The sequence below is a fragment of the Lentibacillus jeotgali genome (assembly GCF_000224785.1).
Lineage (GTDB): Bacteria > Bacillota > Bacilli > Bacillales > Amphibacillaceae > Lentibacillus > Lentibacillus jeotgali.
Map to the genome: position 1 here is coordinate 157,850 of NZ_AGAV01000007.1, position 25,173 is coordinate 183,022.

The 25,173-nt window shown below is 44.0% G+C and carries 26 protein-coding genes, 1 pseudogene and 1 riboswitch; of the genes and pseudogenes, 18 read left to right on the top strand and 9 right to left on the bottom strand.

Annotated elements, in window-relative coordinates; genetic code table 11:
* Nucleotides 1-126: 126 nt before the first annotated feature.
* The gene (locus ON01_RS07160; protein WP_010530341.1) at nt 127-2,079 is read right to left on the bottom strand and encodes an aconitate hydratase; all 1,953 of its coding nucleotides are present in this window, start codon (nt 2,077-2,079) and stop codon (nt 127-129) included.
* 210 nt (nt 2,080-2,289) lie between these two features.
* Nucleotides 2,290-2,826 carry a YceI family protein gene (locus ON01_RS07165; RefSeq protein WP_010530342.1) on the bottom strand — a complete coding sequence of 179 codons (537 nt, stop codon included), beginning with the start codon at nt 2,824-2,826 and terminating at the stop codon, nt 2,290-2,292.
* A 169-nt stretch (nt 2,827-2,995) separates the two neighbouring features.
* Here ON01_RS07165 and ON01_RS07170 point away from each other — a divergent pair, with 169 nt between their 5' ends.
* The 14 genes and pseudogenes from ON01_RS07170 to ON01_RS07235 all read left to right on the top strand — a co-directional run bounded on the left by ON01_RS07170 (nt 2,996) and on the right by ON01_RS07235 (nt 17,579).
* Nucleotides 2,996-3,454, top strand: coding sequence for a DUF6884 domain-containing protein (locus ON01_RS07170; protein WP_010530343.1), 459 nt, complete (start codon nt 2,996-2,998; stop codon nt 3,452-3,454).
* A gap of 64 nt (nt 3,455-3,518) precedes the next feature.
* Nucleotides 3,519-3,848 (top strand): hypothetical protein, encoded by a 330-nt coding sequence (locus tag ON01_RS07175; RefSeq protein WP_010530344.1) that lies wholly within the window; start codon nt 3,519-3,521, stop codon nt 3,846-3,848.
* 156 nt (nt 3,849-4,004) lie between these two features.
* Complete coding sequence (locus ON01_RS07180) at nt 4,005-4,241, top strand: phage holin (RefSeq protein WP_010530345.1); 237 nt, start codon at nt 4,005-4,007, stop codon at nt 4,239-4,241.
* Between the two features lie 74 nt (nt 4,242-4,315).
* Nucleotides 4,316-4,419: riboswitch (TPP riboswitch) on the top strand.
* A 115-nt stretch (nt 4,420-4,534) separates the two neighbouring features.
* On the top strand, nt 4,535-5,107 hold the full coding sequence (gene thiT, locus ON01_RS07185; protein ID WP_010530346.1) for an energy-coupled thiamine transporter ThiT: 573 nt from the start codon (nt 4,535-4,537) through the stop codon (nt 5,105-5,107).
* 133 nt (nt 5,108-5,240) lie between these two features.
* The gene (locus ON01_RS07190; protein WP_010530347.1) at nt 5,241-5,447 is read left to right on the top strand and encodes a hypothetical protein; all 207 of its coding nucleotides are present in this window, start codon (nt 5,241-5,243) and stop codon (nt 5,445-5,447) included.
* 33 nt (nt 5,448-5,480) lie between these two features.
* A complete protein-coding gene (locus ON01_RS07195; RefSeq protein ID WP_010530348.1) occupies nt 5,481-6,902 on the top strand; it encodes a hypothetical protein in 1,422 nt (473 codons plus the stop codon).
* 100 nt (nt 6,903-7,002) lie between these two features.
* Nucleotides 7,003-8,384 (top strand): annotated as a pseudogene (locus tag ON01_RS07200) (Glu/Leu/Phe/Val family dehydrogenase).
* A 148-nt stretch (nt 8,385-8,532) separates the two neighbouring features.
* Nucleotides 8,533-9,789, top strand: a complete 1,257-nt coding sequence (locus tag ON01_RS07205) for an L-lactate MFS transporter (protein ID WP_010530349.1) — start codon at nt 8,533-8,535, stop codon at nt 9,787-9,789.
* 160 nt (nt 9,790-9,949) lie between these two features.
* Nucleotides 9,950-12,901 (top strand): formate dehydrogenase subunit alpha, encoded by a 2,952-nt coding sequence (fdhF, locus tag ON01_RS07210; protein ID WP_010530350.1) that lies wholly within the window; start codon nt 9,950-9,952, stop codon nt 12,899-12,901.
* A complete protein-coding gene (locus ON01_RS07215) occupies nt 12,894-13,361 on the top strand; it encodes a helical membrane plugin domain-containing protein (protein ID WP_010530351.1) in 468 nt (155 codons plus the stop codon). Before fdhF ends, ON01_RS07215 begins: the two co-directional genes overlap by 8 nt.
* Nucleotides 13,362-13,545: 184 nt before the next feature.
* Nucleotides 13,546-15,291 (top strand): carbon starvation CstA family protein, encoded by a 1,746-nt coding sequence (locus tag ON01_RS07220; protein WP_010530352.1) that lies wholly within the window; start codon nt 13,546-13,548, stop codon nt 15,289-15,291.
* Nucleotides 15,292-15,348: 57 nt separating this feature from the next.
* Complete coding sequence (locus ON01_RS07225) at nt 15,349-15,606, top strand: cory-CC-star protein (protein WP_010530353.1); 258 nt, start codon at nt 15,349-15,351, stop codon at nt 15,604-15,606.
* A gap of 53 nt (nt 15,607-15,659) precedes the next feature.
* A complete protein-coding gene (locus ON01_RS07230) occupies nt 15,660-16,592 on the top strand; it encodes an ArsA family ATPase (RefSeq protein WP_010530354.1) in 933 nt (310 codons plus the stop codon).
* A gap of 3 nt (nt 16,593-16,595) precedes the next feature.
* Entirely contained in the window at nt 16,596-17,579 is a 984-nt protein-coding gene (locus tag ON01_RS07235) for a zinc-binding dehydrogenase (protein WP_010530355.1), read from the top strand.
* A 160-nt stretch (nt 17,580-17,739) separates the two neighbouring features.
* Here ON01_RS07235 and ON01_RS07240 read toward each other — a convergent pair whose 3' ends face one another.
* Genes ON01_RS07240 through ON01_RS07270 form a run of 7 tightly spaced genes read right to left on the bottom strand, consistent with a single transcriptional unit; the run spans nt 17,740 to nt 21,438 of the window.
* A complete protein-coding gene (locus ON01_RS07240) occupies nt 17,740-18,597 on the bottom strand; it encodes a DUF421 domain-containing protein (RefSeq protein ID WP_010530356.1) in 858 nt (285 codons plus the stop codon).
* Between the two features lie 58 nt (nt 18,598-18,655).
* Entirely contained in the window at nt 18,656-18,859 is a 204-nt protein-coding gene (locus ON01_RS07245; RefSeq protein WP_010530357.1) for a DUF1657 domain-containing protein, read from the bottom strand.
* 7 nt (nt 18,860-18,866) lie between these two features.
* Nucleotides 18,867-19,217 (bottom strand): stage V sporulation protein AE, encoded by a 351-nt coding sequence (spoVAE, locus tag ON01_RS07250; protein ID WP_010530358.1) that lies wholly within the window; start codon nt 19,215-19,217, stop codon nt 18,867-18,869.
* A complete protein-coding gene (spoVAD, locus tag ON01_RS07255) occupies nt 19,214-20,230 on the bottom strand; it encodes a stage V sporulation protein AD (RefSeq protein WP_010530359.1) in 1,017 nt (338 codons plus the stop codon). Before spoVAD ends, spoVAE begins: the two co-directional genes overlap by 4 nt.
* A complete protein-coding gene (gene spoVAC, locus ON01_RS07260; RefSeq protein ID WP_010530360.1) occupies nt 20,230-20,709 on the bottom strand; it encodes a stage V sporulation protein AC in 480 nt (159 codons plus the stop codon). The genes spoVAD and spoVAC overlap by 1 nt, the downstream gene beginning before the upstream one ends.
* A gap of 16 nt (nt 20,710-20,725) precedes the next feature.
* A complete protein-coding gene (locus ON01_RS07265; RefSeq protein WP_010530361.1) occupies nt 20,726-21,181 on the bottom strand; it encodes a YhcN/YlaJ family sporulation lipoprotein in 456 nt (151 codons plus the stop codon).
* Nucleotides 21,182-21,231: 50 nt separating this feature from the next.
* Entirely contained in the window at nt 21,232-21,438 is a 207-nt protein-coding gene (locus ON01_RS07270; protein ID WP_010530362.1) for a DUF1657 domain-containing protein, read from the bottom strand.
* Nucleotides 21,439-21,657: 219 nt separating this feature from the next.
* On the opposite strand from ON01_RS07270, the gene ON01_RS07275 reads away from it, so the two are divergent.
* The 4 genes from ON01_RS07275 to ON01_RS07290 all read left to right on the top strand — a co-directional run bounded on the left by ON01_RS07275 (nt 21,658) and on the right by ON01_RS07290 (nt 25,048).
* Nucleotides 21,658-22,104, top strand: coding sequence for a hypothetical protein (locus tag ON01_RS07275; protein WP_010530363.1), 447 nt, complete (start codon nt 21,658-21,660; stop codon nt 22,102-22,104).
* Between the two features lie 161 nt (nt 22,105-22,265).
* Nucleotides 22,266-23,537 carry a molybdopterin molybdotransferase MoeA gene (locus tag ON01_RS07280; protein WP_010530364.1) on the top strand — a complete coding sequence of 424 codons (1,272 nt, stop codon included), beginning with the start codon at nt 22,266-22,268 and terminating at the stop codon, nt 23,535-23,537.
* A gap of 23 nt (nt 23,538-23,560) precedes the next feature.
* Complete coding sequence (moaA, locus tag ON01_RS07285; RefSeq protein WP_010530365.1) at nt 23,561-24,586, top strand: GTP 3',8-cyclase MoaA; 1,026 nt, start codon at nt 23,561-23,563, stop codon at nt 24,584-24,586.
* 51 nt (nt 24,587-24,637) lie between these two features.
* Entirely contained in the window at nt 24,638-25,048 is a 411-nt protein-coding gene (locus tag ON01_RS07290) for a YwpF-like family protein (RefSeq protein ID WP_010530366.1), read from the top strand.
* Nucleotides 25,049-25,173: the final 125 nt, after the last annotated feature.

Below are 25,173 nucleotides of genomic sequence, written 5' to 3' on the forward strand. Positions count from 1 at the left end.
GATTTCGCGCGAGAGAATTCCTCGTACTCAGAAATCGTGAACAAAAAATACACTGTCATTACGTCGCAGTTTATGGACTTTGCGTCAAAGCAACAACTTATTAGAAAGCAACCTTATATTATGACGTTATACCTTTTGCTGGCGGTCTTTGATCCAGTTAATTAATCCGCCGCTCAGAATAACCTCACGCTGACGTTCAGATAGATTATGTTCAGCGATAATTTCATCGCCGCTGTCTGTCCGTGTCAGTTTGATGTTATCATTGTTTTTCACTTGGCTGCGCAGATCCTCAAAATGGAGTACTGCTTCTTTCTCAATTTTTTCATAATCGTCTTCATTCGTAAACTTAAGCGGCAGGACTCCGAAGTTTACAAGATTTTGCCAGTGGATGCGGGCGAAATCTTTTACAAGAACGACACGCAAGCCAAGGTAACGGGGGGCTAATGCAGCGTGTTCCCGGCTTGAGCCCTGACCGTAGTTGAGGCCGCCGACAATGGTATGGCCGGATTTTTCTTTTGTTACATTTGCTCGGTCCACATAAGTCGGGTCGACATCTTCGTAAGTGAATTTACTGATTTCCGGCAGATTACTGCGGTATGGCAGCACACGAGCTCCGCCGGCAAGAATTTCGTCAGTGGATATGTTATCGCCGACTTTTAATAACACCGGTACATCCAATGTGTCCGGTAAACTATCCATAGCCGGAATGGATGCTATATTTGGCCCTTTAGCAAGCTCTTTTTTCTGTGCCTCTTCAGGCGGAAGCGGTTTTTCAAGCAGGCGGTCATCTACATTCGGCTCACTTGGATCAGTCACTTTTGGATAAGGGAAATTCATTGTTCTTGGGTCGGTAATCTCACCGGTTAATGCAGATACCGCTGCTGTTTCCGGACTGGACAGAAATACACTGTCTTCTTTTGTGCCCGATCTGCCCGGGAAGTTACGCGGTGTTGTCCGCAAGCTGTTACGTCCTGATGCAGGTGCCTGCCCCATGCCGATACATCCGTTGCAACCGGCCTGGTGAAGTCGGGCGCCCGACTGTAAGAGACTTGCAATATGCATCTCTTTCACCAGATTTGTAAGCATTTGTCTGGATGTCGGGTTGATATCGAATGATACGCCGGTTGCTATGTTCCGATCTTTTACAATTTCAGCCGCAATGGCAAAATCCCGGTATCCCGGATTGGCTGATGAACCAATATAAGATTGATAGATCGGGGTCCCAGCAAGTTCACGGGCTGGAACGACATTTCCGGGACTGGATGGCTTGGCGACCAATGGTTCCAATTCGGAAAGATTAATTTCTTCATGTATGTCATAGGCAGCATTATTGTCTGCGGTCAGTTCAACCCAGTCATTCTCGCGGTCCTGCATGCTCAAAAAGCGCTTGACTTCATTGTCTGAAGGGAAAACGGTGGCTGTTGCCCCAAGCTCTGCTCCCATGTTGGCAATGACGTGTCGATCCATAGCTGTCAGGTCATCAAGTCCAGGACCGTAATACTCAATGATTTTTCCGACACCGCCTTTAACATCGTGGCGTCTGAGCATTTCCAGAATAACGTCTTTTGCACTTACCCAGTCAGGCAGCTTGCCGGTTAACTTGACACCCATCACTTCCGGCATTTTAATGTAAATCGGTTCACCGGTAATTGCCATGGCAACGTCTATTCCGCCGGCCCCCATTGCAAGCATGCCCATACACCCGTTGGCACATGTATGACTGTCTGAACCGAGAAGTGTCTTGCCGGGGATAGCCAGCCGCTGCATGTGCACGGGGTGACTCACACCATTCCCGGGCCTTGAAAAGTGCAGACCGAAACGTTGTGCCGCGCTTTCCAGAAACAGGTGATCATCCGGATTCTTGTTGTCTTCCTGTATTAAGTTATGGTCCACATACTGAGCTGAGGCTTCAGTTTTGGCGTAGTCCAGCCCCATTGCCTCCAGTTCCAGCATGACCATCGTTCCGGTAGCGTCCTGTGTCAGAGTCTGATCGATTTGGAGACCAATCTCCGCGCCAGGTTTCATCTCACCGGATACAAGATGGTCCTTAATTAATTTTTGTGTTACATTCAAAGCCACTGTATATCCTCCTTTGGAAATATCTATATAATAATCCATACCTCATAATAGGCATCATTAAACAAAAAAGAGATCAACAATGCGTTAAAATTGTTACTTTGATCAGCTTAACGAGTGCTTGAACGAAGGGGAACACTGCGAAATGCAAGGATTGTATGGTCCGGTAAAAAGTAAAAAATGCCACCGCAATGGTGACATTTTTTAACTCCATTATTCAGCTTTGTGTGCTTCGATTTCGAAAGTGATTTTAACATCTTCTCCAACGAGAACGCCGCCTGTTTCCAGTGCAGCGTTCCAAGAAAGACCGAAGTCCTTGCGGTTAATGGTTGTCTCACCGCTGAATCCGGCAACGATATTGCCGCTCATTGGGTCTTTACTTTGTCCTTCAGAAACAACATTGAATGTAACCGGCTTTGTTGTGCCTACCAATGTGAAGTCTCCTGTTACATCATAGTTGTTGTCTGATTTTTTCTTGATGTCAGTCGCAACGAATGTCGCTTTTGGATGGTTTTCAACATCAAAGAAGTCACCTGAACGCAAGTGATCATCACGATCTTTATTTTTTGTATCAATACTGGATACATCAATGGTTGCTTCTACCTTTGAATCTTCCAGGTTGTCTGGATCTGCCTCGATGACAGCATCGAAATCATTGAAATGTCCTTTTGCTTTTGAAATCATCATATGTTTTACGGAAAATCCTACTTCACTGTGTACTGTGTCTACATTAAATTTCTCTCTTGTCATGATTATCCCTCCATTAGTTACTTTACGTAACCTAGTATATAATGATAAATAAATGCTGTCAAGTAATTATTCAATATTTATCTTGAATTCAGTATAAATTTTCCCGGTGTATATTTCGCTAAACATGTTTTCCGTGGTATACTTATTAATAGATTCGGAGTGGTCGATTATGACGGAGTTAAGTATCATCCCATGTGGCAGGAAAAAGATCTGGGATAAACAGCCTGAAATGGGTGCGGTACCGGCAAAAGATGCCTATATAGGCACATTGCATCAGCGGTCGAGACAATATGCGGAAATGTTCACAGACCAGTGGGTGATTCTCTCGGCCAAGCATGGTTTTTTACTGGCTGATGATATAGTTGACGGTCAGTATGATGTCACGTTTGGCCAAAAAAGTGATGAGATCATAACACGTGATAAATTAATCAGACAGGTAATAGATAAGCAGTTGGATCAGTTCGATCGGCTCGTTGTTCTTACCGGGAAAAAATATAAACCTGTCATTAACGGCACTTTTGCCGAAGATATGCCCCGGGTGTATCCTCTATTGCCATACGGCGGTATAGGATACATCTTGCAGGCGCTGAAGCAATCAGTTGAAACAAATATTCCCATTCATGAATAAAAAGTGAAAATCGGTCCTTTAATGGCAGTTGATTTCCCAATATAATGAAACAGGAGCAGATACAATGACACGCCCATTACTTATAGCACTCGTTTTAATTGCTTATATGATTTATGTCGCCTTTAAACATAAAGAAACCTGGAGGAAATTGTCAATACCTCAAATTATCGGGGTCTTCATCACGTTTGTCGGGGTTGTCAGTGTGTCGGCAGTCATTCTATACTATGGCAGCCGCTATATCACGTCTGCCATTCCAGGTGAGATGATTGCGTTTATCGTTCAGTTTCTGGCGATTATTATTATCATTGCTATTGCAGGCGTCGGATTTGCTGGTATAGCCAGTAAAATGACAAATGGTATTATTCCAATTCAGCGAAAAAACCAGAAGAAATAACAATACCCCGCACAGATCAAGGTCTGCTGCGGGTATTTATTATTTGGCTGATATTAAAAAGCGGTTAACTCATTCACAGAAACCCAGCCGTTCCGAAAAGCTGTCTGTCCGCACACTATAATAGTGCAATCTAGAAGGACAGATAGGGGGATAACGATGGATAAAGGCACTGCTATACGAACGGTAGCGCTTGCTGTGGCACTATTGAACCAGATTCTCGTTATGTTTGGAAGATCGCCGCTTCCGATTGATGCCGAAATGGTCGACCAGACGATTTCATTTGTTTTTATAGTGGTGACTTCTATTTGGGCATGGTTCAAAAATAACTATGTCACCGAAACAGGGAAGAAGCAAAAGGCGGTTTTAATCGAGAATGATTGTTATAAGGGCTGAAGGATATATAAAGAATTGTTTGTAAACGATTTACCAATACGTTATAATACAAGTAGCAAAAAAAGCATAATTAAGAAGCCTGCAGGGGGAGCCGTTTGGCTGAGAGTGAACAGGTTGCTGTTCTGACCCTTCGAACCTGTTAGTTAATACTAGCGCAGGAATGGTGGCTTTTTTGATGGAATAGATAGCAGTGTGAGCGGAGTTCCCATCAGGAAGCTTCCCCTTGGCATTGCTTTTTTTGTGCGCAAATTCAGCAGGTGGTGCCATTCCGCCGGCAAAGGGGAGGAGTTACGATGCGTTCCAAACGTACATTATTTTTGATTGAAGTAGCCGTTTTTACAGCCTTGGCACTCATGCTTGACATTATACCGTTTTTATCAATCAAGCTTTGGGCACAGGGCGGATCGGTGTCGCTTGCGATGATTCCGGTGTTTATCATTGCCTATCGATGGGGGCTGAGAGGCGGGCTTTTGTCAGGGTTTTTATGGGGGATCTTGCAAATAGCTGTCGGTACTGGCTATGTGCTACATCCTATACAAGGGTTTATTGATTATGCATTGGCTTTTACAGTAATCGGTTTTGCTGGCATTTTTGCAAAACAGATTCAGGAAGCCGTTCAGTCAGGCAATACAAAAGTGTATCTCACGTATATAACGATCGGGGTAATTCTGGGAAGTATGGTGCGGTTTGCAGCCCACTTTGCAGCAGGAGTGGTATTTTTTGAATCTGCTGTGGAAGGGCAGTCTGTCTGGGTTTACTCGTTCCTGTATAATGCTTCCTATATCATTCCATCCATCATTATCAGCGTGATTGCAGTCTTTTTGTTGTTTCACAAACAGCCGAGAATTTTGCTGCTAGCGGCTTAAGACATTCTAATCTCTGCTCACAATGCCAGTTCTTAAGCAGTTCCGGCTGAAAGATTTTGTTTTTAAAAATAGTCTTTTTGATGAAAAAGGCTATTTTTTTCATATATACTGTCTATAAAAAGGAGTGATTTTCATGCGGGAGCTCATTGGGGAATGTCAGCAATGCGGTAAAAATGTCTATTGTGAAAATGGATTTTTTGACGGGGTTCAGGAAAATGGTAAATTGCTGTGCAATGAATGTGCCGATGAAAAGAATCGACATAATGGTGAAAATCCCGAAGTTCACAATTTAATAGACGCCATTCGAGGCATAATCACCGCTTCCTTTCGATGTGCATAGGCTGTAGCACAGTTTAGAAAGGAAGTGTTCGACGTGGAAATAACCCTTTCCCATTGGCTATACGGTATATTCACTTTAACAATCATTTTAACGATGATTTTCCGTAAAGGTGTTGTGCTGCCAACCTTACTGGGAACGTTTATAGTCGCCTGGGTTTATCAAGGCAGTATTGTGGATGGTTTCACTGCAATCTTTAATGCCAACCTTGTTGCGGCGAAAGAACTTTTTAATATCTTTTTGATCATTACCTTTATGATAGCTTTATTGTATTCATTGCGTGACCTCGGTGCTGATAAACGAATGATTCAGCCGATCCAGAAGTTAATGGTCAATGGCCACGTTTCGTTCTTTGTATTGGTCGCGGTAACCTACGTGATATCCCTATTCTTTTGGCCGACTCCGGCAGTACCATTAATATGTGCGCTGCTTGTTCCGGCGGCTATCAGATCGGGTCTTCCGGCATTGACCGCCGCCGTTGCCGTTGCACTGGCAGGGCAGGGAATGGCTCTGTCCTCTGACTACATTGTGCAAGTTGCTCCTAATCTATCGGCGACAGCAGCAGGAATCGATACAGCACTTGTCGCGGACAAAGCAATTGTTTTGTCCCTGATAGCCGGTGGGGTTGCCATTGGAACAGCATACTTGCTATACAGGAAAACCATCCGTTCAAAAGACAGTGAACTGAATGAAATTGAAATGAACCAGATGCAAATGGAAAAAGAATCGGAAAACAAGGCTAAATCAGTCCACTTAAACACATGGAGCAAAGTATTTGCAGTATTGGTTCCGGTCTCTCTCCTGGCTGTTGTTATTTTCATGATGTTCACAAAACTTAATTCAGGAAGAATGACAGGATTTGAAGGCGGGGAAGGTGCAGCTTTTGTCGGTGGTGTTGCTGTCATATTGCTGCTGTTGTCCACGATAGCGTTCGGGCGTCAAAAAGCCTTGGACTACATTACCAACCATATTACAGAAGGATTTGTCTTTGCATTTAAAGCAATGGGACCGGTTATCCCGATTGCCGGGTTCTTTTTCATGGGAAGTTCGGATTTCTCCGGAAACATTCTTGGCATAGAGGAAGAAGCACCCGGATTCCTTTTTGATCTGGTTGAGGCATCACAGGGTTATTTGCCGGAAAGTGCTTTGTTGACGGTTTTTAGTATCCTGATTATTGGCATTATAACCGGACTTGACGGTTCAGGTTTTTCCGGTTTGCCACTCACGGGTGCATTGGCCGCATCGCTGGAAACCGCATCTGTTGATGCAGGAACGCTCGCTGCCATCGGACAGATGGGCTCGATCTGGACCGGTGGTGGAACGATTGTCGCCTGGTCTTCACTGATTGCAATTGCTGGTTTCTGCGGCGTGTCGGTTATGGAATTGGTCAGGAAAAACTTTTTGCCGGTGATGCTCGGGTTATTCGCAGCTGCCATTCTTGCATTGGTCATATTCTAGTAATCATTCAGAAAAAAATGTTAAGATTTTGTGATAAACGGTTATATATACAATAAATGAACTATTAACTATCCAAATACCAAAGACAGAAGGTGATAATATGGCAAACAGTACTGAAGCAATTGTCAAGGAATCATTGGATGCATTAATGGATGACCAATCATTTTTACCTGATTTGAAAGGTCTAGACCGGAAGAAAGCTTTTTCTTCCTTGCATTCAATTCTATCGACACCGGATCACGTCAACAAATCTTACCTGCGCGTTTCGCTTGAAAACGGTGAAGTCGAACGAATTCCTGCCTTTCGGGTGCAGCATATAATAAAATTTTGGGCCCTTATAAAGGCGGTATTCGCTTTCATCAAACAGTTTCCGAAGAAGAAGTGGGTAATTTCGCTGCACTCATGACGTTGAAGAATGCATTGCACGAAGTTCCATTTGGGGGCGGAAAAGGCGGGGTCATCATTAACCCCAGAGAATATTCGAATAAAGAATTGAACTTGATTTGCAAAAAATATGTTCAAAATTTCAATGAGAATCTTGGTCCGGATAAGGATATACCCGCACCGGACATGGGAACTGGTGAAAGGGAAATGGACTGGATGATGGGCGAATATAAAAACATCCATCCGGGTATGCCGTACAGGGGCAGCTTCACCGGGAAAAGTGTTATGAATGGTGGTTCGCTGGGCCGAAAACAGGCGACTGGTAAAGGGGTTTACCTGTCTTTTCGTTACATGATGAACGACTTTGTGAAAAAACAGGAAAAATGGCTCTCCGAACGTGATAACCGATTTGCCAAAACGGCTCTGGAACATGTCGATAAACCACTGTCGATTGCCGTGCAAGGGTTTGGCAATGTTGGTTCTGTTGCAGCGCTTGAAGCGTACCAGTGTAACTATTTGAATAATAAAGTGGTCGCTGTCAGTGATCACAATGTCACAATGTATAATTCAGAGGGGTTAGACATTCCGAATCTGATTGAGTTTGCAAACGATCACGAGGGTGATTTGCCAATAAATGAAGACCAGTTGGCCAAAGCTGACGTTAAGGCGATTATCCGGGATCGTGATGACCTGCTGACACTTGATACAGATGTGTTAATCCTGGCTGCCCTGGAATCGCAAATTCACCAGGAGAATGTGAAGGATGTTAAAGCACGAATCATTGTCGAAGGTGCGAACGCGCCAGTGACAAGTGAGGCTGATCAATACTTGAGTGACAATGGTGTCATTATCATACCGGATATTCTTGCAAATGCTGGCGGTGTGATCGTATCCTATCTGGAATGGCTGCAGGGCAGAGAGACGCAATTTCTGAGCGAAGAACAAGTATATGATCGCATGTTTGAGAAAATGAAACATACGTATGATACGATACTGCCTGAATTTTATGGCGATCCATTCCCGTTACGGCAAAATTGCTATATTCATGCGGTGATGAAAATCTCCACCATTATCTATCGGCAGGGCAAATTATTTTAATAACCCGGCATAAAAAAAGGCATTCGCTTACAGGATGCCTTTTTTTATGCCATGTATAGATTTTTTAATAATCTTGAATACGTGCTTTATTGCAAAAATATAAATGCAAACAAAAGAATTATATATCCTCAGATTTGGGAGGGGTAGTATGGAGAAAGTGAAAAATCGCTGGTTGATTGCTTTGTCAGGGGTAGGCATACATATTTGTATAGGTTCAGCGTATGCCTGGAGTGTGTTCACAAACCCAATGGCCGATGAGTTTGGCTGGAGCACAAGCCAGATTTCGTTAGCCTTCAGTATTGCCATCTTTTTGCTGGGATTCTCTGCTGCTTTTATGGGTAAGTTTGTTGAGAAACGGGGACCACGTATTTCCGGTATGTTATCGGCTTTGTTCTTTGGAGCAGGTGTTATGGGAACGGGCCTTGCCACTGCTTTTGAATCACTGATTTTATTGTACTTTTTCTATGGTATCATCGGCGGTATCGGACTTGGTATCGGTTATATAGCACCAGTATCAACGCTTGTTAAATGGTTTCCTGACCACCGGGGGCTGGCGACAGGGCTTGCTATTATGGGGTTTGGTTTTGCGTCACTAATCAGTGGCCCTGCAGGAGAGGCTTTGGTCAGTTCAGTAGGGATATCAAATACATTTTATATTTTGGGGGCAAGTTATCTCGTCATTATGATGGCTGCCTCACAATATTTGGCTCCGCCTCCTGAAGGCTGGAAACCCAAAGGAATGAAAGATGAAAAAGCTAACGAACAAAAGTATGAAAAAGAGGACCTTTCGCAGATGACTGCCAATCAGGCAATTAAAACGAAACCATTTTGGATGTTATGGATGATGTTATTTTTTAACGTCACGACAGGTATTGCCATTATCTCTGTTGCATCCCCAATAGGACAGGAAATAACTGGTATGTCATCTGTTGCCGCAGCTACAATGGTAGGGGTGATGGGGCTGTTCAATGGTGCTGGGAAACTGGGGTGGGCCACGATTTCGGATTACATTGGCAGACCGAATGTGTATACCATCTTTTTTATCATCGGAATTGTTTCATACTTTTTGCTGCCGGTTATAACATCGGTAATCATATTTCAGATTCTAGTTTATGCGATCGTTTCCTGTTATGGAGGAGGATTTTCGTCCGTTCCTGCTTACATTGGGGATTTATTCGGAACAAAGCAGCTGGGTGCGATACACGGTTATATTCTAACTGCTTGGGCGGTTGCTGGCGTTGTCGGACCAATGCTTCTATCATTGATTTATGATAATACAAACAGCTATGAATTGGTATTGATCATATTTGGTATCATGCATGTTATTTCTCTATTAATTTCGCTTTGGATAAGAGGGGTCATGCGGAGAATGAAAGAAGCGAAAATGCGTTATTCACAGACTTAAAATGATTACCGAACAGGTTCTAAAGATTCGAAAGAGTTGTGCTTTTACTTTCAGTATAATATATTGTAATATTAAAAATATAGCAATATATATTAAGCGGCAAAAAATCGCGTATACATTTTTGCAAGGGTATTCATTAATAATTCTTGGAGGGGATAAGATGCAGGATCAGGAGCATGTTCTGGTAACGATTAACGGGGAAGAATACCTGGCAGCTCCCGGGCAGAATCTGCTCGATCTGATTAATACAACAGGCAAATTTGTACCGCAAATCTGCTACAACGAGTCACTTGGGCCAGTCCAGACATGTGACACGTGTATGGTCAGAGTGGATGGAGCGATTGTACGGGCGTGCGGGACAACAGTTGAAGCAGGCATGGAAGTGAATACCGAAATGGAGCCTGTCAATGCTGCGCAGCAGGAAGCGCTGGACCGTATTCTCGAAAATCATGAATTGTATTGTACTGTTTGCGATTACAATAACGGGACTTGTGAAATTCATAATACAGTGGCGGAATTTGGACTTGAACACCAGTCACGACCATTTGAGCCAAAACCATACGAGGTCGATAGTTCAAGCCCTTTTTACCGCTATGATCCTGATCAGTGCATTCTTTGCGGTCGTTGTGTAGAAGTCTGTCAGGATGTACAGGTGAATGAAACGCTGCTGATCGACTGGGAACGTGAACAGCCGCGTGTCGTATGGGATAATGACGTTCCGATTGATGAGTCATCATGTGTCAGTTGCGGGCAGTGTGTAACTGTCTGTCCATGCAACGCTTTGATGGAGACCCCAATGGTCGGAGAGGCCGGCTATATGACCGATCACGAGCCAGGGTTATTACGTTCCATGATTGAGGTAACGAAAAACGCTGAACCTGGATACGGCCCGCTATTTGCAGTTTCCGACACAGAGGCTTCAATGCGCGAGGAGCGCATTGAAAAGACAAAAACCGTGTGTACATACTGTGGTGTCGGATGCACATTTGATGTCTGGACAAAAGATCGTAAAGTATTGAAAGTTGAGCCGCAGAAGGATTCTCCTGCAAACGGTATTTCAACATGTGTGAAAGGAAAGTTTGGCTGGGATTACGTGAACTCGGAGGAGCGGCTGACAAAACCGCTGATCCGTGAGGGCGATTCTTTTGTTGAGGTTGATTGGGACGAAGCACTGGATTATACTGCTAAGCGCTTTTCCGAAATCGAAGCTGATAAAGGCAGCGACGCCTTAGGGTTTATCGCCTCATCAAAAGCTACCAACGAAGAATCATACGTCATGCAGAAGCTGGCCCGTCAAGTGTTCGGTACAAACAATGTGGATAACTGCTCGCGCTATTGTCAGTCTCCTGCAACGAAAGGGCTTTTCCGTACAGTCGGCCATGGCGGTGACTCCGGGTCGATAGATGATATTGCGGAAGCTGATATGGTTATAACGATCGGTTCCAATACAGCCGAGTCTCATCCAGTACTGGCATCACGGATTAAGCGCTCACAAAAATTATTCGGTCAGAAGCTCTATGTGTTTGATTTGCGGAAGCATGAGATGGGGCAGCGTGCTGATAAGTTTTTCCAGCCGAAAAGCGGAACAGATCTTGTGTGGCTGTCAGCTGTCACGAAATACATCATCGACCAGGGCTGGGAGGATCGTCACTTTATCGATAAATGGGTCAATGATTTTGATGCATATAAACAATCCTTGGAAAAATTCACGTTGGATTATGCCGAGGAATTATCAGGCATTTCCAAAGATGAACTTAAACAAATTGCGGAACAAATTGTCAGCGTAGATAAGCTTGCAATTTGCTGGGCAATGGGTGTAACGCAGCATCAGCTGGGCAGTGATACCAGTACAGCGATTTCCAACCTGCTGCTGGTCACCGGCAATTATATGCGGAATGGAGTCGGTGCTTATCCTTTACGCGGTCATAACAATGTTCAGGGGTGCAGTGATTTTGGAAGCATGCCAAATTTCTTCCCGGGCTATGAAAAAGTGGCAGATGATGATGTCCGCAAGCGTTATGAAGATGCCTGGGGGGTTGAAATTCCGGCTGAACCTGGGAAAGACAACCACGAAATGATTGGCGCCATCCATGAAGGCACGCTTCACTCCCTGTATGTGCTGGGTGAGGACACCGGGATAGTTGATGCTAATATCAATTATGTAACGGCTGCATTTGAGAAGCTGGAATTCTTCGTGGTTCAGGATTTATTTTTAACGGAAACAGCGAAATATGCCGATGTTATTTTCCCTGCTGTTCCAAGTCTTGAGAAAGAGGGAACGTTTACAAATACTGAACGGCGGATCCAGCGACTGTACAAAGCACTTGATCCCGTCGGTGATTCCAGGCCGGATTGGACCATCATAACTGATTTGGCAGCAAGGCTTGGGTATGACTGGGGGTATAACAGCCCATCTGATATTATGGATGAGTCTGCATCGCTTGCACCATTATTTGCCGGTGTCAGTTATGATAGACTGACCGATTACAATAGCCTGCAATGGCCGGTTGCTGCTGATGGCACAGATTCACCACTATTGTTTGTTGACGGGTTTCCGTTTGAAGATAATAAGGCTAAGCTGTATCCATTGGACTATGAACTGATGTATGAGACGAACGACGAATATGATTTACATGTCAATAATGGCAGAGTGCTTGAGCATTTCCATGAGGGCAATATGACCTATAAATCAAAAGCCATCTCGAGTAAAATGCCGAGTGCATTTATTGAAGTTTCGCTCGAACTGGCGGAAGAACGCGGTATAAACGAGGGTGCTGAAGTGAAATTGATTTCTGAAGCCGGAGAAGTGACAGGTCCCGTACACATTACAGGCAGAGTGAGCGGAAGGGAATTGTATATGCCGTTGAATGATAATGGCAAAACAGCCGTTAACTATTTAACTGACAACCGGGTTGATAAAGATACCGATACACCGGCGTTCAAGGAAATAGCCGTGAAAATGGAAGTGCTCAAGAAGAAAGGCAAAAGTCCGCTTCCGCCGAATAATTTCAGACGCGGTAACCCTCAGCCGCAAGTCGGCGTCCAGCCTGAGCGGAAATGGGAGCGAAACGATTATGAATTCCCGGGAAGTCAGGTGAAGGAGCATGGCTGAACAAATTTCCAGGATTAAGCGTAAGGAGATTCCTGAAGAAACCCTCCGGGAAAGAAATCTGAATGAAGTTGCGAAGTCCGTCAGCGAAAATAAAGAAGCTATTTTAAAAGGGATCGATTTGCTGGAATCCCTGAATCAGAGCGGGACTCTGGATATGGTCAATGCCTTTGTGAAACATCGTGAAGATGCGCTGGAGCATGTTATGCGGGAGTTAAACAAACCGCAGTATTCAAAGATTCTGGAAAACCTTACAAATTTAGTGTTGCTCTTGGGTGATATGAATATGGAGGACCTGCAGTCGTTTGCCGGTCGTCTGAATCATGGTGTGAAGGAAGCGGCTGCTTCTGAAGCTCCGGAAAAAACGTCGTATATGGATCTGATAAAAGCGTTAAAAGATCCGGAAATTAATCGAAGCATCACCATGCTGCTCCAATTTTTACGGGGTATGGGCAGAGAATAGCTATAATTGCCCCGGCAGCGTCAGGAAGCGTTGTCGGGGTAATTTCTACAACAAAGATTCGCAATATTTACTTTTAACTGTATTTACAATAAAATAGAGTCGTACTAGCCACAACCATAATACATAAAATGTACTGGAGGGTCATATGTTCTGAACTTTCCAAAAACAAAAGGGAGGCAGAGAAGTGAATAGTATTTTAATCGCCATTATTGGTCTTGTTGTTTTTGCACTGGGTTATCGCTATTATTCCAAGTTTATAGCGGAGAAAATATTCCGTCTTGACCCGGACTATGTTACACCGGCACACCGGTACAAAGATGGGGTGGATTTTGTTCCGACAAACAAGTTTGTATTATGGGGACACCATTTCACATCGGTTGCTGGGGCAGCGCCGATTCTCGGTCCTGCTATAGCCGTCTATTGGGGATGGCTTCCCGCACTTTTATGGGTAGTTCTTGGTACCGTTTTTGCAGCAGGTGTCCATGATTTCGGGACACTGGCAGTATCGATCCGCAATAAAGGGCAATCAATCGGCACACTGGCTAATAAGCTGATCGGACAGAGGGCTAAGATTCTGTTCTTATTTATTATTCTTATTCTTGTGTTAATGGTAAATGCCGTATTTGCCTGGGTCATTGCTAATCTCTTTGTTTCCTTCCCAGCGAGTGTTCTTCCTGTATTCATTCAAATTCCGCTTGCCATTTGGATTGGATATGCGGTGTATAAGGGAAAGACAAAAATGCTTCTGCCGTCTGTCATTGCACTTGCTGTCATGTATTTGACAGCTGTTCTGGCGAGCCGTATCGGCTTTTTGCAGATTGATTTGGTTTCATACTTTGGCGGCGAGGGCAGTGCCGGTTTATTTGGACTTGGCGCCGTTAATAGTGCTTTTTTCATCTGGATTCTAGTTTTAATGATTTATGTTTATATCGCGTCGACATTGCCGGTTTGGAAACTTCTGCAGCCAAGGGATTTTATTAACTCACATCAACTTGTCGTCGGGCTTGCTATTTTATATTTAGGTTTGCTGTTTACCAATCCGGAGATTACGGCGCCGGTTACAAACCCAGGTGCTGATACATCATGGTTCCCGCTGCTATTTATCACAATTGCATGTGGCGCGATATCCGGGTTTCATGGTCTGGTCTCGAGTGGTACATCTTCTAAACAGGTCAACAAAGAAACTGATGCACGTTTCGTCGGTTATTTTGGAGCAGTCGGCGAAGGGTCACTTGCGCTGATTTCCATCTTGGCAGTCGTAACGTTCTTTGGCACGACAGATGAATTTTTTGGGACCTACAGCAGTTTTACCGCAGCCAATGAGGCTGGTCTGAATGTGTTTGTTGAAGGGGCCAGCGTATTGGCTTCAGGCTTAGGCATTCCTGCTGATATTGCTGCAACGATTGTATCGGTTATCGTTGTCAGTTTTGCAGCTACGAGCCTTGATACATCTGTAAGACTGATGCGTTATATCATTGCTGAGCTTGGCATTGAATATAAAGTGCCTGCGCTGACTAAAACGCATGTGGCAACATCTGTAGCTGTTATTTCGAGTGCGGTTCTGGTGTTGATGCCTGAAGGGTCAAGAGGATTTGGCTCTGGCGGTTACTTGCTCTGGCCGTTATTTGGGACATCAAACCAGCTCTTGGCTGGTATCAGTCTGCTGCTCGTATCCATTTGGCTTAAACGACGGGGAAGTAATTATTTGTTCACATTGATTCCAATGATCTTTGTGATGTTTATGACATTGTGGGCGATGTTCGAACAAGTTGTGTTTGAATGGTCATGGTTCGGCAGCGATCCGAAAATGCTGCTGTTTGTGCTCGGTTCCATCATATTTGTTTTTGCTATCTGGATTGTTCTAACGGCATTCAGTACGTTAACGCAAAATATGGATTCACCGGAAGACCTGGATGAAAACACAAAATAGTGAACAAAAGGGATCAGGCATTATGCTGATCCCTTCACGATTTAAAGAGGTGAGCTCATGTTTGAACAGCTGAAGAAACTTGTGGCATTTTATGAAGAGGTATTGAGTATGCCGCACCGCCAGGAAATCGCCAGAGAACTGCGTGACCAGGATGATTTATTTTTACTGCTTTTATATTCGGAAATGATTGGTATCCCGAATCCCGTTTATTATTATACACTTGAATTGTATCCGTATATGATTGAAGATTTCCACGACTGGCATTTGCGCATGGGAATGGATAAATCACCGCTGACCGGTATCAGATGCTGTTAATAAGCGCTGTCTGAGGAAGCCGGAACCGTAGCCGAGAGAAAGGGAGTCTTGTCATGCAGGTTTTAGACAAAAAAATTATTTTCGTTGGGGGCAAAGGTGGTGTCGGGAAGTCAACTTCTGCTGCGGCAATTGCCTGGAAAGCTGCAGGGGACGGTAACCGGACGCTTTTAATTTCCACTGACCCTGCCCATAATTTGGGGGATATTTTCGATGAATCGATCGGCGGAAAAATAACAGATATTTCAGATAATCTTGCCGCGCTTGAAATTGATCCGGCCGCCGAAACGGAAAAGTATATTAAAGGGGTCAAAGAAAATATAACAAACGTCGTACAGTCCAGCAGGATGGAAGAGGTCAACCGGCAGCTTGATACCGCTAAAGCCTCACCGGGTGCAGAAGAAGCCGCTTTATTCGATAAACTTATTTCCATTATACTGGAAGAAAGCGATCGTTATGATAAGATTATTTTTGACACAGCACCAACAGGGCATACCATCCGGCTGTTGTCGCTTCCTGAACTGATGGGTGTCTGGATTGAAGGCATGTTGAAAAAAAGGCAGAAGACAAATGAAAACTATACCCAGTTGTTGAACGATGGTGATCCTGTTGACGATCCGATTTATGAGGTTTTGAAAGTGCGGAAGGATCGGTTTTCCAAAGCGAGGGAAATATTGTTGGACGGCAGCATCACAGGGTTTGTTTTTGTTATCAATCCGGAACGCCTTCCAATTGTGGAAACAGAAAAAGCGATCAAACTGCTTGATCAATACCATCTGCATGTGAAAACATTGATTATAAACAAACTGCTGCCTGACGAAGCTGAAGGCGAATTTTTACTGAAGCGGAAAGAGCATGAACAGCACTATCTAGATATGATCGAGGAAACATTCGTCAAGCAGGAAAAAATTTATGTTCCATTGTTTCCACATGATATCACCGAGAAAAGACATCTCGAAGCATTCAGTAAATATTATTTGGAGGGGTAGAAGATGAAAGCATTTGTACATGAATATGGAGAATTGAAACTGAAAGACATGAACGAGCCATTTGCGGATCATGGACAAGTTGCCGTGTCCATCCGAACGGCCGGACTGAATCGCAGAGATGTCGCCGTACCCGGTCGCAGAGGGAATGATGCCGGTGCGTTGATCCTTGGTTCTGACGGTGCTGGTGTAATTGAGGCTGTAGGAGAAGGAGTCTCCGAATTTTCAGTCGGGGACGAAGTGATCATAAACCCTTCGCTAGGCTGGTATGAAAACAGTGAAGCACCGCCTGAACAATTTGATATTTTGGGCATGCCTGATAACGGGACATTCACTGAATATATTGTGCTGCCGGCGGAACAGATTGAACAAAAACCGGCACATTTATCCTGGGAGGAGGCCGGGGTGCTCGCCCTGTCCGGATTGACGGGATACCGGGCACTGTTTACAAAGGGGAACATACAATCAGGTGAAACGTTGTTCATACCCGGCGCCGGCAGTGGTGTGGCAACCTATTTGATTCAATTTGCCAAACAGGCTGGTGCTCGAGTCATCGTGACTTCCAGAAGCGGGGAAAAACGTAATCAGGCGCTGGAACTTGGTGCTGACAGAGCATTGGATACGAACAGCGACTGGCCAGCGGAACTTAAAGAGGAAACGATTGATATCGTGATTGACAGTGTCGGACGGGCAACCTTCAACCGTTCACTGGAAGTACTGAAAAAAGGCGGGCGTCTCGTCACATTCGGGGCGACGACAGAAGATACGATTGAATTGAATCTGCGCAAGTTTTTCTATGGGCAGTACAAGCTGATCGGTTCTACTATGGGCAGTCAAGAAGAGCTCCGTGCCATGCTCGAGTTGATTGACGAGCATCAGATTCATCCAACGGTTGGCCGGACATATAGACTTGAAGAAGCGCATGATGCCATGAACTATCTTAAAGAAAATAAGCAGTTCGGTAAAGTCGCTTTAAAAATCACTGAATAATAATAGTGTACAGGCTCTCAATGGTAGGGGAGCCTGTTTTTGACTATTTAAAGAAGTGGACCCATTATAAAAAAGGTGGACATCGACAGAAGAGGCGAAACATGAGCAGAATAGCATGAACACCAGCACAAAATGTTCCTGACCATAAAAACGCCGCAGCTTATTGTAAGTACGGCGTTATTTTATCGATGGCCTCCTGCATTCGCTTGCTGTTTTTTTGGTACAACAGTTTGGAATCCTGATTTTCAGTCTCCAGGGCAAATAATTCAAGATCAGCCTGGCATTTTTTCAGCGAGGCAAGTACTAGCGGTTTTTCAGTTGGTTCCGCAACAGTAAGCTTATCATCATATAGATCGACGGTTAGTTGTCCGTCACTGTCGACCTGTCCGAGAAAGACATTCTCGATACTGACATTCATTTTATCCAGCTCAGTTTCCAGCCAGTTTGTGTTCAGTGAGGCGTTTGCCAAAGGCTCCAATAGAGCATGTCCGTCCATTATGACTGTTTGCGGTTCTTTTTCAGGCGCAACATGCGCCCCGATTATTTTTGGTGTAATTGGCTGATGTTCTTTTTTAGGAAGTATGTTTACTTTTCCTGTTGATTCCAGAACGGCAAACTCAACATCGGCTGCATTGAACACCCTATTATTGCGTAATTCTTCAAGCAGATCATCTGTCGTGAACCGTTCTTTCTTCATGTTGTCTTCCATAACTTTTCCGTTTTGAATTAACACGGTGCCTTTACCCTGGACTAAGTTGCGGAATCGTTTGCTCTTCAGTGCAGTATATTCGATCGCTATCGTAATAAGGAACCACACTGCCAGTGCCAGAAATCCGTGTACAGCATTGGTCGTATGATCAGTCACATGGATAGCGACAATGCTGCCGATGACAATCCCGGTAATATATTGAAAAATATCCAGTTGGGACATTTGTTTTTTGCCAAGTGCTTTCGTTATCACAAACAAAACGATTATAAAGACAACTGAACGAATCACGATTTCTAGCCAGCCTGGCATGTGTATCCATCCTTTTCTGTGTTGTTTAGGTTAATCGGTTTCTACCTGATCAAATTTTTCAGCTTTTATATTGAGGTTCTTCTTTTGTCAGGTACAGAACCTGGTTTTCCAAGTCAAGTTGGACCGTTTTTAGCGTGTTTTGAACATCTTTAAAGATTTGTTCCGCCTCTTTGTCCTTTGTTTTAGCTGCTAATGTTTCAAGTGTTGCCTCTGCGCTTTTGATGGAGGAAAAGCATCCTTTAACCTGGGAGCTGACCGTCATAATGATCCTATCCTTTCGGTTTAAAAATGATGGCGCCAATGACACCAAAAATAATGGCGGCTGAAATACCGGCGCTTGTTACTTCGAAAATCCCGGTGACCACACCGATTATGCCGTGCTGCTGTGCCTCCTGCATAGCACCGTGCACAAGCTGATTTCCGAAATTCGTTATCGGAACAGTTGCCCCGGCGCCGGCAAAGTCAATTAGCGGATCATACAAGCCCAGACCATCTAAAATGGCCCCTGCAATCACAAAAATGGTCAGTGTTACGCCCGGGTTCAGCTTGAATACGTCAAATAGAATTTGCCCGATAAGACAAATCGTACCGCCGACAATAAATGCCCAGAGAAAAATCATGGTTTATCACTTCCTGACTCAATTGAGACTGCATGTGCAATACAAGGAATGGCATCATTTTGCTGTATACTTAAGGGCGAATGGAGTGAACCGGTTGCAACGACGAGAATACGGTTTAATTGCTGTTCTTTCATCAGCTTTAAAAAATGACCATAAACGGCAACTGCTGAACTCGCTGTACCGCTTGCGCCAGCCAGAACCGGTTGCCCCTCACGATAGACGGTCAGACCACAGTCCTGATACATGTCACTGGTTATATTGATGTTTTTCTTCTGCAGCATATCCATTGAAATTTCACGGCCGATGTGCCCGAGATCACCCGTAATGATCAAGTCATAATACGTTGGGTCAACATTTCGTTCCCTTAGATGGGTTTCAATTGTATCAACGGCGGCCGGTGCCATGGCAGCACCCATGTTAAACGGATCTGAAATGCCCATATCGACAACTTTTCCAATAGTTGCTGATGTAACCCTAGGGCCTTCACCGTTTTTGGCAACCAACGCACATCCTGCTCCTGTGACTGTCCATTGGGCTGTCGGGGGCTTCTGTCCGCCGTATTCCGTTGGGTATCTGAACTGTTTTTCCGTTGCGGCGTTATGACTGGCTGTCCCGCTTAAGATATAATCAGCCCCATCACCATTAATAATGAAAGCAGCAAGCGCAAGACTCTCCATCGATGTGGCACAGGCGCTGAATAAGCCAAAGTATGGCATGTCAAGTGATTTGGCTGCAAAACTGCTCGGGGTAATCTGATTGATCAAATCCCCGCTGATGAAAAATTTCACTTGTTCTTTTTGTATGAGGCTGTTTTTAACAGCAACCTGGCTTGCTTCCTCCATCAGTGTCCGTTGTGCTTTTTCGAAGGATGATTGCTTCAGCCACATATCACCATGCAAAATATCAAAAGCATCCGGAATATTGCCATTAGCCTCAAACGGACCACCGACAGTTCCGGTGGATATAATGACAGGCTCATTTTTAAAAATCCAGGTACGGTGTCCAGTTAACATTATAAGCCTCCCCATTGAATCAAAATCGATTTAATTAAAGCAATGACAAAGGCCGAAAAAACACCATATACGATGACGGGACCGGCCAGTTTGAACATATTGCCACCGACACCCAGGATAAATCCTTCTGAACGGTGTTCAATCGCCGCTGAAATGACAGAATTGCCAAAACCTGTTACAGGTACTGCAGACCCGGCGCCTGCAAATTGCCCGATCCGGTCGTATACACCAAAACCGGTCAAAAACATGGTAATAAAAATAAGAGTGGCAACTGTCGGATTGCCTGCTGTTTGCTCAGTAAAGCCAAACAGGTATATATGCACAGTGGAAATGATCTGGCCGATAAAACAAATAAAACCACCAATCAGAAAAGCCTTGATACAGTTCTTCAGCAACGGGCGTTTAACTTCCCGATGTTTTGCAAATGCTTGATATCGCTGTGCATTTGGCGGTAAATTTTTCTTCTTCTTATCTGCCATACATCTTCACACCTTCTTACGTTTTATCTTTCATTAGTTTAATGAGTCGGTCGACCTCTTTTTTCAATTTCTTGCGTGATATGTCTTTCCCGGCTATTTTTTCTTCGAGATTACCGATATCGAAGACGAGCCTTTTGTCAGTTGAAACCTCAACCTTATGATCGGGAAATTCCTTATCCATTTCTTTTTGCATTTTCTTGCGTATATCAACTAATTGAAGCCGCTTGTTGTGTTTAATTTCAAAGGCAAGAATCAATTTCTTGTCTGTATTGACGGCGTTAACAGCGGTTACAGGCTCATGTCTGCTTATCTTTTCTTTTGCCCGATTTGCAGCAGTCTGATCAATCGGATTGCTGGTTGAGATTTTATTGAAGTTGACGTCTTGACTATTCTGTGATGTATCATCGTTTGGTGAGCAGCTTATCAGGAAAATCAGTGCGAATACTGTCAACATAATGTGCCATGTTTTCATTGTATGTCTCCATGGGGGCGAGGCTGGCTGATTCAGCCAACCTCGTCCATTTAAAATCCTTTGTATTGAGGTTCTTCCTGCTCTATTTGTTGTACACGCGGTTCGACAGTTTGCAAAATGGTTTGTGTCTGCTGAGCTGCATCCTGATAAAGCTGCTTTGCTTGTTTGTTTTCTGTCTGAAGGGCGAACTGTTCAAAGCTCGCTTGTGCACTTTTTAAACCGGCAATCGTCTGTTTAACCTGCGATGAAACGGTCATGGTGATTAATCCTCCTTAAGTTAGGGAACTCACTTATAATCAAAAAGTAAATAGAAAAAATGTGTCACCAATCTCAGATGTGTTTTTTCCTACGCACTTCACTATTTATAATTTTAATGATTGCCCTTAATTATGCTTACTATTTTTTACCTTTTTATTAACTTTTATGAAACTTTTGAACGGGTCAAATCGTCATAAATAAATGAGGTGAGATGGGGTATGAAAAAATGGCATATGGTGTTTATTGGGGTGATGTTGCTCATCGCGGCCGCTTCCTTCTATTGGTTAAATGGAGGAGCAGATGCAGAATTGACAGGTAATGAAACAACTCAGATACAGGAAGGCGACTTTATTTTACATATTCGGACTGAATCTGTAGATGGAGGATTTCGAGTGTTCAGGGCGATTCAGTATGTCGGTAGTGAATCAGTTGAAATCAAACATCAAACGCCGCTTGTTTCAGTATCATTTAACCATCCCAATCACGACTATACCGGAAAAACTGTTTCCAATATCCTGGTTACAGGAAACAGTTATCATCCGCAGGGACCGAAAACATTTGATACACCGGGAAAAGGCGTTTATACATTATTTTGCGAGACACGGTTCATTGCTGATGGTGAACAAAAGAAAATCACGCATCAGGAGGAATTGACCTTCCAATAGAAAAGCATCCCGCAGCATGGCAGGATGCTTTTTTAATGACGATTTTCGGGTGCGGTCAGATTCATTCCTAAACATCTCGTGACAATCCGGTCTGGTGATATCAATTTTCTGTCACTTTTGTTAAACTGATGGTACAGACATTTATGGAAGGTTGATGGCAGATGGCAGAGTTGCGAAAGCCGATTCCGGTTGAAGAAGCGATTAACCACGTATGGAAGCATCGATTAACAGGAGAAACAGAGCATGTTTCCATAACTAATTGTGATAATAGAAGACTGGCAGAGAATATTGTGGCCAAGCACCCTGTTCCGCCATTCCCGAAGTCACCCTATGACGGGTTTGCGCTTCGTTCAGAGGATACACAGGAAGCGAACCGGCATAATCCGGTGTCGTTTAAAGTTGTTGAACATATCGGAGCAGGGCAGGTTCCGGAAAAAAGCTTACATAAAGGAGAAGCCACACGCATTATGACTGGGGCTGAGATTCCTGATGGCGCAGATTGCATTGCCATGTTTGAAATATGTCAGACGTATGAAGAAGATAATCATTCCTATATGTCGATTAAACGAACGATGGAGCCGGGTCAGAATATCATCGGAGAAGGTTCAGAAGTATCAGAAGGCGAAAAACTGATCGAGAAGGGAACCATGATTAACCCCGGTATCAAAGCGGTTCTGGCAACGTTTGGCTACAGTCAGGTGAAAGTCGCCAAAAAGCCGGTGATTGGTGTGATTGCAACCGGCACCGAATTACTCGATGTAGGGGAGGAGCTGCAGCCAGGCAAAATTCGCAATTCCAATGCTTATATGATTGCATCACAAATAAACAGAGCCGGCGCAGACTATAAGTATTTTGGAAAGCTTGAAGATGAGTTTGATTCCAGCTATAACATGATAAAAGAGGCATTGGAAGAAGTCGATATTCTGATTACGACCGGGGGCGTATCAGTTGGGGATTTCGATTTAATGCCTGCCATTTATGAAGAACTTGGAGCGGATGTTCTTTTCAACAAGGTGGCGATGCGTCCGGGAAGTGTCACGACAGTTGCGGCAATTGGCGGAAAAATCCTGTATGGACTATCGGGCAATCCTTCCGCATGCTATGTTGGCTTTGAGCTGTTTGTCAGACCACTCTTAAAGCATTATTTATACAGCGATTATGCTTTTCTGCGCAGGATCAAGGCAACACTTTCGGATGATTTTCCAAAACCAAATCCATTCACCCGATTTGTCCGCAGCTATTTAACATATGAAAATGGCAGGGTTCACGCTAAATTGGCCGGGACGGATAAATCCAATGTTGTCACCTCACTGGCGCATACAACCGGTTTGATGATACTTCCGGGTGGGACCCGCGGTTTTGAAGCCGGTGATGAAGTGGACATATTGCTGCTTGACGATCAGCATGGGCAGCGTGATTTTAAGGCCATTTAGATAGGGCTAAAGGAGAGGTTAATGTGCAAAATGAACCAGCACCCATAAAGGACCACTTCGGAAGAGTACTTAAAGACCTGCGTATATCGGTAATCGATAAGTGTAACTTCCGCTGCACCTATTGTATGCCGAAAGAAATATTCGGCGAGGACTATGTGTTCTTGTCGGAAAAAGAATTATTGAGCTTTGACGAAATCATTCGGCTTGCCAAAGTATTTGCAAATCTAGGCGTCGAAAAAATCCGTATTACCGGCGGCGAGCCGTTGATGCGCAGAAATCTTGATAAATTAATTGCCGATTTGGCAGCCATTCCGGGAATAAACGATATCGCCCTAACGACAAATGCCGTTATGCTTTCAAAGATGGCAAAAAAGCTGAAAGCGGCCGGACTAAAACGGGTCAATGTCAGTCTCGATGCGATTGAAGATGACGTATTCAAGTCAATTAATGATAGAGGTGTCGGATCCAGCCCTGTCTTGAAAGGAATCGAGGCCGCCAAAGAAGCGGGGCTTGGCGTAAAGATCAATATGGTTGTCAAAAAAGGGATGAATGATAGCCAGATTTTACCGATGGCCCGCTATTTCAAAGGAAAAGACATTATTCTACGTTTTATCGAATTTATGGATGTCGGAAACCATAATGGCTGGGATTTCAACCATGTCATTTCCAAAAAAGATATTGTCAACACGATTAACCAGGAGATGGCGATTGAACCGGCGGAAGAAAATTATTACGGTGAGGTGGCTTCAAGATACCGTTATAAAGATGGCGAAGGTGAAATAGGTGTCATTTCTTCTGTGACTGACGCGTTCTGCGGTACCTGCACCCGGATCCGGCTGTCTGCGGACGGCAAGCTTTACACGTGTCTTTTTGCATCAGATGGATTTGATGTCCGGGGCAGGATGCGCGAGGATGAGCTGTCTGATGATGAATTGGAACACGAGCTGACAAGTTTGTGGGGCAGACGAAAAGATCGCTATTCAGAAGAACGTACTGAAGAAACCCGGCGAAACAGGAAGAAAATTGAAATGTCGTATATCGGAGGTTAAAGTCGTTCCAGTATTTGTGAACGAGTCCATTGATAAAATGGGGGTGGTTGTGTGAAAACATTTAAGCTGAAGTCTTTAAAAGTCATAGATAATGAAGATGCTGATATGCTGGAGCAATCAATCCCTCTCTTGGACGGTTTGATTATTAACAGGGAAGATGAGGAAAATAGCTGGATAATCGAAGCATATGTTGAGCAAGAACAATATGATTTTTTTCAAAATCTTCACAGTCATAACGAGCAAGTCATGATTGAGGTTAAAATTACAAAAGAGAGTAACGATCCTGCAACGTTCATTACATCAATTTCAGGGATTAATGTGATTGGCGATCACATGAATGTTCTGTTTATCGGTACCATTGTCGATCAGAGCAAAGAAATAATCGAAGAAAAGCTAAAGTTGCTGATTGAACAAGGCTATCAGGGAGAAGAGCTGCTGCATAAATTTAAAGAACAGATTTAAGGTGAATTTATCCGTTTATTAGAAGATGGGGCAGTTCAAGTCAATCGGCCTTTAATAAGCCGGCGTGCTGCTATTAAGTGAGCGCCGGCTTTTTGAGCAGTAAGTATAGATACATAATTGCAACT

Coding starts and splice junctions, on each gene's coding strand:
- ON01_RS07165 (WP_010530342.1), bottom strand. CDS start 2,826: ATGACAAGAGAGAAATTTAATGTAGACACAGTACACAGTGAAGTAGGA.
- ON01_RS07170 (WP_010530343.1), top strand. CDS start 2,996: ATGACGGAGTTAAGTATCATCCCATGTGGCAGGAAAAAGATCTGGGAT.
- ON01_RS07175 (WP_010530344.1), top strand. CDS start 3,519: ATGACACGCCCATTACTTATAGCACTCGTTTTAATTGCTTATATGATT.
- ON01_RS07180 (WP_010530345.1), top strand. CDS start 4,005: ATGGATAAAGGCACTGCTATACGAACGGTAGCGCTTGCTGTGGCACTA.
- thiT (WP_010530346.1), top strand. CDS start 4,535: ATGCGTTCCAAACGTACATTATTTTTGATTGAAGTAGCCGTTTTTACA.
- ON01_RS07190 (WP_010530347.1), top strand. CDS start 5,241: ATGCGGGAGCTCATTGGGGAATGTCAGCAATGCGGTAAAAATGTCTAT.
- ON01_RS07205 (WP_010530349.1), top strand. CDS start 8,533: ATGGAGAAAGTGAAAAATCGCTGGTTGATTGCTTTGTCAGGGGTAGGC.
- fdhF (WP_010530350.1), top strand. CDS start 9,950: ATGCAGGATCAGGAGCATGTTCTGGTAACGATTAACGGGGAAGAATAC.
- ON01_RS07215 (WP_010530351.1), top strand. CDS start 12,894: ATGGCTGAACAAATTTCCAGGATTAAGCGTAAGGAGATTCCTGAAGAA.
- ON01_RS07225 (WP_010530353.1), top strand. CDS start 15,349: ATGTTTGAACAGCTGAAGAAACTTGTGGCATTTTATGAAGAGGTATTG.
- ON01_RS07230 (WP_010530354.1), top strand. CDS start 15,660: ATGCAGGTTTTAGACAAAAAAATTATTTTCGTTGGGGGCAAAGGTGGT.
- ON01_RS07235 (WP_010530355.1), top strand. CDS start 16,596: ATGAAAGCATTTGTACATGAATATGGAGAATTGAAACTGAAAGACATG.
- ON01_RS07240 (WP_010530356.1), bottom strand. CDS start 18,597: ATGCCAGGCTGGCTAGAAATCGTGATTCGTTCAGTTGTCTTTATAATC.
- ON01_RS07245 (WP_010530357.1), bottom strand. CDS start 18,859: ATGACGGTCAGCTCCCAGGTTAAAGGATGCTTTTCCTCCATCAAAAGC.
- spoVAE (WP_010530358.1), bottom strand. CDS start 19,217: ATGATTTTTCTCTGGGCATTTATTGTCGGCGGTACGATTTGTCTTATC.
- spoVAD (WP_010530359.1), bottom strand. CDS start 20,230: ATGTTAACTGGACACCGTACCTGGATTTTTAAAAATGAGCCTGTCATT.
- spoVAC (WP_010530360.1), bottom strand. CDS start 20,709: ATGGCAGATAAGAAGAAGAAAAATTTACCGCCAAATGCACAGCGATAT.
- ON01_RS07265 (WP_010530361.1), bottom strand. CDS start 21,181: ATGAAAACATGGCACATTATGTTGACAGTATTCGCACTGATTTTCCTG.
- ON01_RS07270 (WP_010530362.1), bottom strand. CDS start 21,438: ATGACCGTTTCATCGCAGGTTAAACAGACGATTGCCGGTTTAAAAAGT.
- ON01_RS07275 (WP_010530363.1), top strand. CDS start 21,658: ATGAAAAAATGGCATATGGTGTTTATTGGGGTGATGTTGCTCATCGCG.
- ON01_RS07280 (WP_010530364.1), top strand. CDS start 22,266: ATGGCAGAGTTGCGAAAGCCGATTCCGGTTGAAGAAGCGATTAACCAC.